Consider the following 13809-nt stretch of genomic DNA (forward strand, 5'->3'; position numbering starts at 1 on the left):
GTTACATTCCGAACCCGGAAGCTAAGCCTCACAGCGCCGATGGTACTGCAGGGGGGACCCTGTGGGAGAGTAGGACGCCGCCGAACAATTCTTCAGAAGAAGCCCCCTGACGGGATGTCAGGGGGCTTCTTTGCATTCCCGGCCGGAAAATTTCCGGATAGCCTTCGCAAATGCAGAACCTGACCTTGACCTGGCAAACCTCGGCCGCGGCCTCCGCGGCGCTGTACGGAGCGGCGTTCACCGTCGGTCGGGTGGCCGCGCGGCGGGCCAGTACGGGGGAGTGGCGTCGGGGGCGGGTCGCGGCGGATGTGCTGCGGGAGGCGGGGACGCTGCTGGCGTTGTTCGCGCTGTGGCAGGTGGTGGGGCATCTGTCGCTGGTGGGGACGGACCATGCGCTGGACCGGGCGGACTGGATCCATCGGACGGAGCTGGGACTGGGGCTGCCGGACGAGGCGGACTGGCAGCGGTCGGTGGTGGGGCATCCGTGGCTGGTGCAGGCGGCGAACTACTACTACGCGACGATGCACTTCGGCGTGATGCTGATAGTGCTGCTGTGGCTGTTCCTGCGGCACCGTCAGCGGTACGCGTGGGTGCGGACCACGGTGGTGGCGACCACGGCGGTGTGTCTGCTGATCCAGTTCATTCCGGTGGCGCCGCCGCGGATGCTGCCGGGGAACGGGTTCGTGGATCTGGCGGCGCAGTACGGGCAGTCGGTGTACGGCAACGCGGTCGCGGGGGTGGTGGCGGACCAGTTGTCGGCGATGCCCTCGGTGCACGTGGCGTGGTGCGTGATCACGGCGGTGGCGGTGATCACGGTCGCCCGCGGGCCGTGGCGGTGGTTGATGGTGCTGCACCCTCTGGTGACGGTGTGGGTGGTCGTGGTGACGGCCAACCACTTCTGGGCGGACGGGCTGGTGGCGCTGGCGATCCTGCTGACCGTCTACCTGGTGCAGGCGGCCCTGTCGGGGTGGCGCCGGCCCGAGGAGCCGGAGGAGGCGGTGGCGGTACTTCCCGAGGAGCAGGAGCGGGAGTCCAGCGCGGTGGAGGGTTGACGGGCTCAGCCGGGCTGGGCGGAGAGCAGGGCTTCGGCGAGGGCGGTGCGGTAGTAGCGGCCGGCGGTGCCGGAGCGGGCGCCGGCGACCAGGCGGGCGTCGAGCAGCACGGTGAGGTGGTCGTCCACGGCGGCGGGGCTGAGGCCGGTGAGGGTGGCGAGCTGGACGGTGTCGCGCGGGCGGTCGAGGCCGGCGAGCAGTTCGGCGCGGGCGCTGCCGAGCAGGCGGCCGAGGCTGGCGGGCGGGGTGCGCGGGGTGGGGACGGGCGCGGCGGAGATCGGGTAGATCACGGCGACCCGGGTGGCGTCCTGGGTGATCCAGCCGTGGCGGGCGCCGGTCGGGACGAACAGCAGCTCGGCGTCCGGGGGGCCGTCGGTGGGGACGGTGAGTTGGAGCCGGCCGGTGGAGAGCCAGCGGTGCCTGGGTCCGAGCACGGGGAGGGCGGCGGGCCAGCCGTGGTGGTCGGCGAGGCGGCGGCGGCCGGTGGCGTCGGCGCGCAGCGCACGCAGGCGGGCCGGCCATTCGGGGCGGACGACGTGCTGCCAGGTCCAGCCGAGGAGTTCGGCGAGTGCGGGGGCCAGGTCGAGCCCGGTGAGGTCGAACTCGTGCGGGGTGGCGTCCGGGTCGGGCGGTGGGAGCCGGAACTCGGTGGGCCAGTAGGCGGCCTGGCGGCCGGCCAGCCAGTCGGCGAGCTGGGGCGAGGCGGCGAGGTGCTGGTGGAACGCGGGCTGGTGGGTGGCGAGCCAGGCGCGGCGCCAGGGTTCGGGCCGGATCTCGGCGAGGATGCCGAGGGTGGCGACGGTCTCGACCAGCGGCGAGAACGCAAAACGGCATGCGGCGAGCGTCTCCGTGCCCACCTGCCACTGGCCCATGCGTAGCCTCCGATCGGAGACCCTAGCAATCGGCCGGTGGGGCGGGAGTGGATTGCGGGATCGTTCAGCCGGTGACTCGGTCGGTCGTAGGGTGAGGGGGCGGCCGAAGCCAGTTGCGTTGGCTTCGGCCGCTCCTGTGTGTTGATCAGCCGAGGCGGCGGTGCAGGCCCCAGGTGGTGAGGGCGGCCAGGGCGGCGGCGAGGGCGAGGTAGATCGCGGTCTCGATCCACTGGAACGGCCAGTAGCGGTCGGCGGGCTGGTAGTCGACGGCGACGTGCAGGTTCGCCTGGGCGAGGCATTCCTCGGACGGGACGTCGTGGCTGTTGTTCGCGCACGGCTGGGTGCCGAGGGTGAGGGTCCGGCCGGAACTGTCCTGGACGGGCGAGCTGTTGGAGAGCATCCACGCGCCGGGCTTGTCGATGCCGGCCACGAAGGTCGCGGACGGGCCGTGGGCGCCGGTGAAGCCGAGCATCCGCGTGGACCTCAGGGCGTCGGCGTCCAGTGCGATCACGCTGTGCACGGGCTGCTCGAGGTGGGGGCGGACGGCGAGCGGGACCAGCACCTGGACGGCGGCGAAGGCGGCCAGGGTGAGGGCCATCGCGGCGACGGTGCGGCGCAGGAACAGGCCGAGGCAGGTGCCGAGGGCGACGGCGAACGCGGCGTAGCCGAGCGGGACGATGCCGCGGGCGGAGAACAGTACCGGGGTGAAGCGGTCGTGGCTGAGGTGGTCCAGCGGGGCGGAGAACCAGGTCACCAGCAGGCTGAGCAGCCCGGTGACGATCACGGCGGTGGCGCCGACCAGCAGCAGTTTGACGGCCAGCCAGCGGCCGCGGCCGATGCCCTGGTTCCAGATCAGCCGGTGGGTGCCGGTCTCCAGCTCGCGGGCGATCAGCGGCGCGCCCCAGAACGCCCCGATGAGTGCGGGCACCACGATGACCAGCGTCGTACCCGTCCAGTAGGGGAAGGCGTAGGTGTCGATCAGCTGGTTCCCGTCGGCGCAGCCGCCGCCGGGGCAGCCGGACGTCAGGTCGTGGTACTTGTCCCGCAGGTCCAGGCCGGACATCAGCAGGAAGGCGGTGGCGGCGGCGAGTACGGCGGCGGCCACCATGAACTGGGCGCGGAACTGGCGCCAGGTCAGCCAGATCATCGCTGGAGCTCCAGGGCGGGTCGGGGGTCGGCGGCGGTTTCGAGGTGGGCGAGGACGAGGTCTTCCAGGCCGAGCGGTTCCATCACCCAGGACGGGTCGTCGACGGCGGCGTCGGCGCGGACCACGAAGGTGCTCTGGCGTTCGGTGTGTTCGGCGTGGATCACCCGCATGCCGGCCGGCAGGGTGTCGGCGTCGCGGCGGGCGGTGGTGAGCCGGAAGTGGGTGGCGAGCAGGTCGTCGATCTCGCCGTCGGCCTGGATGCGGGAGCCGGCCAGCACGATCAGGTGGTCGCAGACCCGTTCCAGGTCGGAGACCAGGTGGGAGGAGAGCACCACGGTGGCCTGCGACTCGGATTCGGCGACGAACTCCATCAGGCTCTGCAGGAAGGCACGCCGCGCGAGCGGGTCGAGGGCGGCCACCGGTTCGTCCAGCAGCAGCAGTTCGGGCCGTTTGGCGACGGCGAGGGTGAGGGCGAGCTGGGCGCGCTGGCCGCCGGAGAGGCGGCCGGCCCGCTGGGTGGGGTCGAGGCCGAGTTGCCGGATGCGGCGGTCGGCGAGGGCGGCGTCCCAGCGGGGGTTGAGCTTGGCGCCCAGGCGCAGGTGGTCGTTGATGCTCAGGGCGGCGTAGGTGGGGGTGTCCTGGGCGACGAAGCCCACCCGGCCGAGTTGGGCGCTGTCGGCGGCCGGGGGCCGGCCGAACACCTCGACGGTGCCGCTGGTGGGGGTGAGCAGGCCGCAGGTGAGCTGCAGCAGGGTGGACTTGCCGGCGCCGTTGGGGCCGACCAGCCCGACGACGCGTCCGGCGGGGACGGTCAGGGTGCAGTCGGCCAGGGCCGTGCGGCGGCCGTAGCGCTTGGTCAGCGCCCGGGTTTCGACGATCGCGGTCATCGCTCCTCTTCGACGGTGCTTCGGAAGGTCTGGAGGAAGAGGGCCTCGATGGACTCCGGGTCCAGTCCGGCGGCCCGGGCCGAGGCCAGCCAGCGGCGCAACTCCTGCCGCAGCGGCTCGTGTTCGGACGTGGCGGGGTCGCCGAGCGTGCCGGTGACGAAGGTGCCGACGCCGGGCTTGGGGGAGACCAGGCCCTCGTTCTCCAGTTGGCGGTAAGCCTTGAGCACGGTGTTGGGGTTGATCGCGACCTTGGCCGCGACGTCCTTGACCTTCGGCAGCCGGTCGCCCTGGTGCAGCAGGCCCAGTCGGAGGGCCTGTCGTACTTGGTGGACCAGTTGCAGGTAAGGGGCGACACCGGACCGGGGCTCGATGTGGAACTCGATCACCACAACCTCATTTATCTAGCTTCCTAGCACTATAGAACTGACGATCCGACGAATCGTCAAGTAAGGGTTTCATCAAGGGCGTTGACCAGCGGAGATGGGTGCGGACATGCCGAGGCCCGGGCGCCGTGGGGGTGGCGTCCGGGCCTCGGGGACTGCGACGGTTACTTGACCGGGAGTGCCACCCGGCCCCAGCGTCCGCCGGTGAGGGTGGCGGTAGCCCAGTACCAGGCGGCCAGGCCGGAGAGGGCGGCGATCCAGGCGCCGACCTTGCCCCAGCCGCCGGTGTCGCTGAGGACACCGATGGCGCTGAGCACCAGGGACAGCGTCAGCAGGCCGTAGACCGCGCGGGCGAGCAGGCCGTCGCCCCAGGAGGCGGCGGTCAGGGTGAGCGCCAGCAGCGCCCACAGCAGCAGGAACAGGCCCGCGGTGTGCCGGCCGGCCCCGCCGGCCGCCGCCCAGGTCGCCCAGAAGGCGCCGAGAGCGGTGAACGCGGTGCCGCTGAAGCGGTCGCCGCCACGGAACTGCCACAGGCCGGCGACGAACAGCGTCACCCCGCCGACCAGGTGGGCCAGCGACGAGGCGCCGCCGGACGAGGTGCCACTGAGGACACCGGTGCCGAGCAGGCCGTACGCGAGCAGGGTGAGACCGAGGGCCAGGTAACCGAGAGGACCCGCGTCTGCGGATCGGGCGTTCGCCCCGGAGGCGTCATTGCTCACCGGAGGCTCCTTTCACTCTGCGCCAGGGCATGGCGAGATCGCGGTGAAGGGTGGGTGTGCGAGGTGGTTCCGGGTGCCGGGTCGTGGGCGCACCGAAGACGGGTGCGGCGGCTGCGGCGAATGAGAGAACCGGCGGCCGAGCCGCCGGTCGATGCCCTCCGGGGTGGAATCCCCCGGCGCCTACGGTCTACCCGGCCTCCGGGATTTGTACCCTTGTGAACCGCGCTGAACGAGCAAGTGTGAGCAAAACGTGACTAGTTGAGCCGCTGGGTCGGGATGCGCAGGGTCAGGATCGCCATGTCGTCGGACGGCGGCTCGGGTGCGAAGCGCTCCACCGCGCGGTGCACCCGGGCGGCGACCGCGCCGGCGGTGAGGCCCGCGCAGCCGGTCAGGACCTCGATCAGGCCGTCGTCACCGAGCATCCGGCGGCCCTCCCGGCGCTCGGTGACGCCGTCCGTCACGCACAGCAGCACCTCGCCCGGGGCGAGCACCAACTCCTCGGCGGTCAGGTCGAGTTCGTCCATCACCCCGAGCAGCGGCTGCGGCGAGGCGGCCTGGTCGACCTGCCCGTCGGTGCGCAGCCGCAGTGGCAGCGGGTGGCCGGCGCAGACCAGCGACAGGGCGGTGGAGCCGTCCTCGCGGGGCGTCAGCTCGCCGTACAGCAGGGTGAGGAAGCGCGCCCGGCTGCCCTCGTCCAGGATGGCCGCGTTCAGCCGGGTGAGGACCTGCGGGGCGCTCAGGCCCTCGCGGGCCAGCAGGCGCAGCGAGTTGCGGGCCAGGCCGGTGACCGAGGCGGCCTCGGGGCCGGTGCCGCAGACGTCGCCGATGGCGAAGCCGTAGGTGCCCTCGCGGATCGGGAACAGGTCGTAGAAGTCGCCGCCGACCTCGTTGCCCTCGCCCGCGGCCTGGTAGAACACCTCGACCTCGACGCCGGGGATCTTCGGCAGCTCCGGCGGCAGCAGGGCGCGCTGGAAGGCCTGCGAGATGGCGGTGCGCTCCGAGTACAGGCGGGAGTTGTCGAGCGCCAGGGCGGCCCGGCGGGAGAGGTCCTCGCCGAGTTCCAGGATCTCCTGGCGGAACCGGACGCCGCGCCGGGTGCCGAGCACCAGCAGGCCGATCACCCGGTTGCGGGCGGACAGCGGCAGCACCACCGTCTCGCCGAGCAGCCCGGCCAGTTCGGGGCTGTCGGCCAGGCCCAGCGCGTGGGCGGTCTCGGCGGGTGCGGCCCAGGTGCGGGCGCCGGGGCTGTACACCGCCTCCGGGGCGGGGGTCTTGTCGAGCAGGGCGCGCAGCGCGTCGATCCGGTCCTCGTCCTCGTGCAGGACGAAGGCGAGGTCGGCGCCGGCGGCGGCGTCCGCGGTGGTGTAGACGGCGCACCAGGACGCCAGGGTGGGGATCGCCATCTGCGCCATCAGGGCGAGCGTCTGTTCGTGCTCGAGGGTGCCCGCGAGCAGGTCGGAGGCCTCCACCAGGAAGGACAGCGAGCCGCGCCGCAGCCGCTCCAGCTCGCCGAGCCGGGCGCTCTCCAGGGCCAGCGCGATGCGGTCGGCGGCGAACTGGAGGCGCAGCGCGTCCTCGTTGTCGTAGCGGCCGGGCGGGGCGGCGGCCACGCCGAGCGAGCCGGTGAGGCGGCCCTCGACCTTCAGCGGGACGGTGATCAGCGAGCGCAGGTCGGTGCCGGCCAGCAGCGGTGCGGCGCCGGGCCGCACCGCGAGGTCCTCGTGGACGGCCGGGAGCCGGGCCGAGTCGAAGCGGCCGGCGCCGCCGTCGATCGGCAGCCGGGCGAAGCGGCGGGCCGGGCCGGCAAGGCCGGTGGCGGCGCGCAGTTCGAACTCGGTCTCGTCCTCGCTGGTGAGCATCAGGTAGGCGGCGTCCGCGTCGAGCAGGTCGCGGGCGCGTTCGACGATCCGCTGCAGCAGGCTGGACAGGTCGTCGGGTGCGACCGGGCCGACCAGCAGGTCGAGCGGTTCGACGGCGGTGGTGGCGGCCTCGGTGGAGGCGGCGGTGCCCGGGGTGCGCAGCACCGCGCGGTCGGACTCGCGCACCAGCAGGCACATCACGATCGGCGCGCCACCGCTGTCGCGCAGCCGGACGTGGGCGCCGTACACCTCGCGGGCGGCGCCGTCGCCGCCGCGCACCGTGTAGCTGCCCTCCCAGCGGGCCAGGCGCAGGGTGTCGCCGAGGCCGAGGCCGGGGGTCTGCGGCCAGACGGCGAGTTCGGCCCAGGGGCGGCCGAACACGGCGTCGGCGGGGAGCTGGAAGAGTGATTCGGCGTCGGCGTTCCAGTGCCGGATCCGGCCGTGGTCGTCGAGCTGGACCACGGCGACCCGCACCGGCCCGTCCGCGGCGGGCAGTTCGCCGCCGGGCAGGCTGGGCAGCACGTACCGGGTGCCGGGCTGCTGCTGGGGCAGGGCGAGGCGGAACCAGACGGTCTTCCGGCCGGCCGCGTACTCGATGCCCCAACTGCTGGACAGCGCCGAGCACATGAGCAGGCCGCGGCCGCCCTCGCTGTCCGGGTCGGCGTACCGGTCGGAGTTGAGCGTCACGTTGGCGAACGAGGTCTGGCCGCGTTCGGGGTGCCGGTCGCTGACCTCGATCCGGACGGTTTCCTCCTCGCGCACGCAGGCCACCTCGGCGGCCGTCCCGGCGTGCACCACGGCGTTCGTGACCAGTTCGCTGACCAGCACCACGGCGTCGTCCACCACCTCGGGCAGGTCCCACCCGAGCAGGGCGTCCCGGACGAAGCCGCGGGCCGCGGCGGCCGACCGGTCGACCGGTTCGAAGGTGGCGGCTGCGCGCGCGGTGACCACGGCCACGTCTCCTCTGCTGCTGGTACGTCGGGTGGGGCGGGATCTGCGGCGGGCCAGGGCGGGGTCGCCTCGACCCGGTGCGGCCCTCCACCCTACTTTCCGGTTGGTACCCCGCGGGGGCGGGGAGCTGAAACAAGCCCCTGGGGGTGATTTCCTTCACGACTTTCTCCGGTCGTTCCCCTGGTCGCCCGCGAAAACCCTCCACAACCGGTCCGACACCGGGTGCCAGTGCTGTCACACTGGGGGGTCCGTGTGCCGTCACCACCGCAGTACGGTCGAGGGGACGGCGGGGAATCCACGGGCCGTTTCTCCGGCCCTTCCGCCGCGGTGACAGTGAGGACCTGGGAGGGCCCCGTTGAGTTCGGCGACCAAGGACGTGTCCGGAACCACGACGGCCGCTGCGCGCGGCACGCGGTCGGCGCCGCCCGCCCGGGCCGGCGGCCGGCGCCAGGGCCCCGGTCAGCGCGGCGCGGAGCCCGCGGAGCTGCGCAAGCTGCTGGCTGCGCTGACCGCGATGCGCGACGGCAACTTCCGCCGCCGGCTGACCTTCCCGGGCGACGGCCTGCTGGCGGAGATCGCCGCGGTGTTCAACGAGGTCGCCGAGCGCAACCAGCACCTGACGGGTGAACTGGCCCGGGTGCGGCGGGCGGTGGGCCGCGAGGGCCGGCTGTCCGAGCGCCTGGAGACCGGTGTGGGCGAGGGCGCCTGGATGGCGGCCGTCGACAACTGCAACGCGCTGATCGACGATCTGGCCCGGCCGATGGCCGAGGTCGGCCGGGTGCTGTCCTCGATCGCCGAGGGCGACCTGACGCAGACCATGGAGCTGCGCTCGGTGCACACCACCGGCGCCAGTTACCCGTTGCGCGGCGAGTTCCTGAAGGTCGGCCGCACCGTGAACGGGCTGGTCGACCAGCTGAGCGAGTTCACCGAGCAGGTGACCCGGGTGGCGATCGAGGTCGGCACCGAGGGCAAGCTCGGCGGTCAGGCCCGGGTGCGCAGCGTCTCCGGTTCCTGGAAGGACCTGGCCGACTCCGTCAACACCATGGCCGGCCGGCTGACCGCGCAGGTGCGCAACATCGCCGAGGTGACCACCGCGGTGGCCCGCGGCGACCTGTCGCGGAAGGTCACCGTCGATGTCGACGGCGAGATGCTGGAGCTGAAGAACACCGTCAACACCATGGTGGACCAGCTCAACTCCTTCGCCGCGCAGGTCACCACGGTGGCCCGTGACGTGGGTACCGAGGGCCGCCTGGGCGGTCAGGCGCAGGTGTCGGGCGTGGCCGGTGTGTGGCGCGACCTGACCGACTCGGTGAACTTCATGGCCGCCAACCTGACCGCGCAGGTCCGCAACATCGCGGAGGTGACCACCGCGGTCGCCAAGGGCGACCTGTCGCGCAAGATCGAGGTCGACGCCCGCGGCGAGATCCTCGAGCTCAAGAACACCATCAACACCATGGTCGACCAGCTGTCGGGCTTCGCCGAGCAGGTGACCCGGGTGGCGCGCGCGGTCGGTACCGAGGGCATCCTCGGGGGTCAGGCGCAGGTGCCGGGCGTGGCCGGTGTCTGGAAGGACCTGACCGAGAACGTCAACTCGATGGCGAACAACCTCACCTCGCAGGTCCGCGGCATCGCGCAGGTCACCACCGCGGTCGCCAAGGGCGACCTGTCGCAGAAGATCCAGGTCGACGCGCGCGGCGAGATCCTCGAGCTCAAGAACACCATCAACACCATGGTCGACCAGCTCTCGGCGTTCGCGGACGAGGTCACCCGGGTCGCCCGGGACGTCGGCACCGAGGGCATCCTCGGTGGCCAGGCCAGCGTGCCCGGGGTGTCCGGCACCTGGAAGGACCTGACCAACTCGGTCAACCTGATGGCCAACAACCTGACCAGTCAGGTGCGTTCGATCGCCGAGGTGACCACCGCGGTGGCCCGGGGCGACGTCTCCAAGAAGATCACCGTTGACGCCAAGGGCGAGATCCGCGAGCTCGTCACCACCGTCAACACCATGGTCGAGCAGCTGTCCGCGTTCGCCGACGAGGTCACCCGAGTGGCGCGCGAGGTCGGCACCGACGGCATGCTGGGCGGTCAGGCCCGGGTCTCCGGTGTCTCCGGCATCTGGCGCGACCTGACCGACAACGTCAACCTGATGGCGTCCAACCTCACCTCCCAGGTGCGAAACATCGCCGAGGTGGCGTCCGCGGTGGCCCGCGGCGACCTGTCCAAGAAGATCGCCGTCGACGCGGCCGGCGAGGTCGCGGCGCTCGCCGACACCCTGAACACCATGGTCGACCAGCTGTCGGCGTTCGCCTTCGAAGTGACCCGGGTGGCCCGCGAGGTGGGCACCGACGGCATGCTGGGCGGCCAGGCCGGGGTGCCGGGCGTGGCCGGCATCTGGAAGGACCTGACCGAGAACGTCAACCTGATGGCCAACAACCTCACCGGCCAGGTCCGCAACATCGCGCTCGTCATCACCGCGGTCGCCCGCGGCGACCTCTCGCAGAAGATCGACGTGGACGCCCGCGGCGAGATCCTGGAGCTCAAGACCAGCATCAACACCATGGTCGACCAGCTGTCCGCGTTCGCCGACGAGGTCACCCGGGTCGCCCGCGAGGTCGGCACCGACGGCCGGCTCGGCGGCCAGGCCCGCGTCCCCGGCGTGGCCGGAACCTGGCAGGACCTGACCGAGTCGGTGAACGAACTCGCCAACAACCTGACCCGGCAGGTGCGCGCGATCGCCCAGGTCGCCACCGCCGTCACCAGGGGCGACCTGTCGCTGCGGATCAACGTGGACGCGTCCGGCGAGCTCGACGAGCTCAAGGACAACATCAACCAGATGATCGCCAACCTGCGCGAGACCACCCGGACCAACAAGGAACAGGACTGGCTGAAGTCCAACCTGGCCCGGATGTCCGGTCTGCTGCAGGGCCGCCGCGACCTGTCCGCCGTCGCCTCGCTGATCATGAGCGAGCTCACCCCGGTGGTCTCCGCCCAGCACGGCGCGTTCTTCCTCGCCCAGCCCGCCGGGCGTACCGCCGAACTCGTCACCGAGGACGACGACGAGAACGACATCGTGCTGCGCCTGATCGGCTCCTACGGCTACCACCGGCGCACCATGCCCACCACGTTCCGGCTCGGCGAGGGCCTGATCGGGCAGGCCGCGGTGGAGAAGCGGCCGATCGTGCTGAAGGAGACCCCGCCCGGGTACCTGAAGATCTCCTCCGGCCTCGGCGAATCCTCCCCGGCGCATGTGGTGGTGATGCCGGTGCTGTTCGAGGACCGGCTGCTCGGCGTGATCGAACTCGCCACTTTCTCCAGCTTCACCACCGTCGCGCTGGACTTCCTGATCCAGATCGCCGACCAGATCGGCGTCACCGTCAACACCATCTCGGTCAACACCAAGACCGAGGGCCTGCTGCTCGAATCCCAGCGGCTGACCGCCGAGTTGTCGATGCGTTCGGCCGAGCTGGAGGCCCGCCAGGAGGAACTGGAGCGCACCAACGAGGAGTTGCAGGAGAAGGCCGAGCAACTCGCCCAGCAGAACCGCGACATCGAGATCAAGAACAGCGAGATCGAGGAGGCCCGGCAGATCCTCGAGGAGCGCGCCGAACAGCTCGCGCTGGCCTCCCGCTACAAGAGCGAGTTCCTCGCCAACATGTCGCACGAGCTGCGCACCCCGCTCAACTCGCTGCTGATCCTGGCCAAGCTGCTCTCCGACAACAACGAGGGCAACCTGTCCGCCAAGCAGGTCGAGTTCGCCGAGACCATCCACGGCGCGGGCAGCGACCTGCTCCAGCTGATCAACGACATCCTCGACCTGTCCAAGGTCGAGGCCGGCAAGATGGACGTCCGCCCGGCCCGGATCGCCCTGGTCCAGCTGGTCGACTACGTGGAGGCCGCGTTCCGGCCGCTCACCGCCGAGAAGAACCTGGACTTCGCGGTCCGGGTCTCCCCGGACCTGCCGGTCACCCTGCACACCGACGAGCAGCGCCTCCAGCAGGTGCTGCGCAACCTGCTCTCCAACGCGGTGAAGTTCACCGACGCCGGCGCGGTCGAGCTGATGATCCGCCCGGTGTCCGGCCCGGACACCCCCCAGCACGTGCGCGAGCAACTGCTGGAGACCGGCACCATCGGCGACCCCGACGAGCAGCTGATCGCCTTCTCGGTCTCCGACACCGGCATCGGCATCCCAGGCAACAAGCTGCGGGAGATCTTCGAGGCGTTCAAGCAGGCCGACGGCGGCACCAGCCGCAAGTACGGCGGCACCGGCCTGGGGCTGTCCATCAGCCGGGAGATCGCCCGGCTGCTGGGCGGCGAGATCCACGTGGCCAGCGAACTCGGCGGCGGCTCCACCTTCACGCTCTACCTGCCGCTGCGCAGCGAGGGCCCCGAGCCGGTCGCGCTGGAGCGCGGCGCCGTCCCGCGCGCCCTGGAGCCCTCCCGTACGCCCGCCGAGCAGTGGACCCAGGAGGCCCGCGGCCTGGTCGAGGAACGCCGCCGCTCCACCCTGGAACGCCGCCGCACCGCCCGCCCCGAGGAAGCCCCGCGCGCGGCCGAGGAGAGCATCCCGCGCCAGGGCGACCCGGTGCGCACCAGCGCCGGCACCCAGGTTCGCTTCGACGGCGAGCGGGTGCTGATCGTCGACGACGACATCCGCAACGTGTTCGCCCTCACCAGCGTGCTGGAGCAGTACGGCCTGACCGTGCTGTACGCCGAGAACGGCCGCGAGGGCATCGAGATGCTCGAACAGCACGAGGACGTCGCCCTGGTGCTGATGGACATCATGATGCCGGAGCTGGACGGCTACGCGACCACCGAGCAGATCCGCCGGATGCCCCGGTTCGCCGGGCTGCCGATCATCGCGCTGACCGCCAAGGCGATGAAGGGCGACCGCGAGAAGAGCCTCCAGGCGGGCGCCACCGACCACATCACCAAGCCGGTGGAGACCGATCACCTGCTGGCGGTGATGCGCCAGCACCTGCCCGTCAGGTAACCGCCGCCCGACGGGGCCGCCCGCGCTGGCGGCCCCGGCCGGGAACCCGGTAAGGTCACCCGTCGTTGCCAACAGTGACCGGACGGTGACGGCCGGCACCGGGCCTGTGGCAGGCAAGGGGGTACGGCTAGCATGACCGGGGCAGTGATGGGCGGCACGAAGGTGCCCGCTCTGGGGAAACAACCGGCAGGAGGGCGGGTCCTGGTGCAGAAGGCGAAGATCCTCCTGGTCGACGACCGTCCGGAGAACCTGCTCGCCCTGGAGGCGATCCTCTCCGCGCTCGACCAGACGCTCGTACGCGCCTCCTCGGGCGAGGAGGCGCTCAAGGCGCTCCTCACCGACGATTTCGCGGTCATCCTGCTGGACGTTCAGATGCCCGGCATGGACGGCTTCGAGACCGCCGCGCACATCAAGCGCCGCGAGCGGACCAGGGACATTCCGATCATCTTCCTGACCGCGATCAACCACGGTCCGCACCACACCTTCCGCGGCTACGCGGCCGGCGCGGTCGACTACATCTCGAAGCCCTTCGACCCGTGGGTGCTGCGTGCCAAGGTCTCCGTCTTCGTCGACCTGTACGTGAAGAACACCCAGCTCAAGGAGCAGGCCGCGCTGCTGCGCCTGCAACTGGAGACGGACGAGGAACCGGCCATCGGCGGGGCGCTGCTCGGCGAGCTGTCGGCCCGGCTGGCCGCCGTCGAGGAACAGGCCGAGGCGCTCACCAAGCAGCTCGACGCCACCGCCGACAGCGCCGGCGCCGCCGCGACCGCCGCCCACCTGGAGCGCAAACTGGCCGGCCTGCGCCGGGCCCTGGACGCGCTGCGCCCCGGCGCGAACTGAACGGCTGTCAGCGTCACTCGTTCGAGTGGTTCGCTGGCCGCTGACGGTACGTCGACGGTGCAACCCGCCGAAGTGCGCCCGCGCATGTCCGGGGCCCGGTGGCGCCGGT

General features: G+C 71.8%; 9 protein-coding genes and 1 rRNA gene. 4 read left to right on the top strand and 6 right to left on the bottom strand.

Annotated elements, in window-relative coordinates:
• Both rrf and ACFYS8_RS33735 read left to right on the top strand, forming a co-directional pair.
• Positions 1-86 (top strand): 5S ribosomal RNA (gene rrf / locus ACFYS8_RS33730); the annotation flags it as partial.
• 84 nt (positions 87-170) lie between these two features.
• Entirely contained in the window at positions 171-1052 is an 882-nt protein-coding gene (locus ACFYS8_RS33735; RefSeq protein WP_387648683.1) for a phosphatase PAP2 family protein, read from the top strand.
• 5 nt (positions 1053-1057) lie between these two features.
• On the opposite strand, the gene ACFYS8_RS33740 is transcribed toward ACFYS8_RS33735, so the two are convergent.
• The 6 genes from ACFYS8_RS33740 to ACFYS8_RS33765 form a co-directional block, all read right to left on the bottom strand.
• Positions 1058-1924: a winged helix-turn-helix domain-containing protein gene (locus tag ACFYS8_RS33740; RefSeq protein WP_387648686.1), complete on the bottom strand. Its 867-nt coding sequence runs from the start codon at positions 1922-1924 to the stop codon at positions 1058-1060.
• Between the two features lie 145 nt (positions 1925-2069).
• Entirely contained in the window at positions 2070-3071 is a 1002-nt protein-coding gene (locus ACFYS8_RS33745) for an ABC transporter permease subunit (RefSeq protein ID WP_387648689.1), read from the bottom strand.
• Complete coding sequence (locus tag ACFYS8_RS33750) at positions 3068-3958, bottom strand: ABC transporter ATP-binding protein (RefSeq protein ID WP_387648692.1); 891 nt, start codon at positions 3956-3958, stop codon at positions 3068-3070. The genes ACFYS8_RS33745 and ACFYS8_RS33750 overlap by 4 nt, the downstream gene beginning before the upstream one ends.
• Positions 3955-4344: a GntR family transcriptional regulator gene (locus ACFYS8_RS33755; protein ID WP_380488798.1), complete on the bottom strand. Its 390-nt coding sequence runs from the start codon at positions 4342-4344 to the stop codon at positions 3955-3957. The genes ACFYS8_RS33750 and ACFYS8_RS33755 overlap by 4 nt, the downstream gene beginning before the upstream one ends.
• Positions 4345-4505: 161 nt before the next feature.
• Positions 4506-5060 (bottom strand): GPR1/FUN34/YaaH family transporter, encoded by a 555-nt coding sequence (locus ACFYS8_RS33760; protein WP_387648695.1) that lies wholly within the window; start codon positions 5058-5060, stop codon positions 4506-4508.
• A 254-nt stretch (positions 5061-5314) separates the two neighbouring features.
• A complete protein-coding gene (locus tag ACFYS8_RS33765) occupies positions 5315-7870 on the bottom strand; it encodes a SpoIIE family protein phosphatase (protein WP_387648699.1) in 2556 nt (851 codons plus the stop codon).
• 514 nt (positions 7871-8384) lie between these two features.
• On the opposite strand from ACFYS8_RS33765, the gene ACFYS8_RS33770 reads away from it, so the two are divergent.
• Positions 8385-12860 carry a HAMP domain-containing protein gene (locus tag ACFYS8_RS33770; protein ID WP_387648930.1) on the top strand — a complete coding sequence of 1492 codons (4476 nt, stop codon included), beginning with the start codon at positions 8385-8387 and terminating at the stop codon, positions 12858-12860.
• A 201-nt stretch (positions 12861-13061) separates the two neighbouring features.
• The gene (locus tag ACFYS8_RS33775) at positions 13062-13700 is read left to right on the top strand and encodes a two-component system response regulator (RefSeq protein WP_380488803.1); all 639 of its coding nucleotides are present in this window, start codon (positions 13062-13064) and stop codon (positions 13698-13700) included.
• Positions 13701-13809: the final 109 nt, after the last annotated feature.

The sequence above is a fragment of the Kitasatospora sp. NPDC004615 genome, from assembly GCF_042873545.1.
GTDB lineage: Bacteria > Actinomycetota > Actinomycetes > Streptomycetales > Streptomycetaceae > Kitasatospora.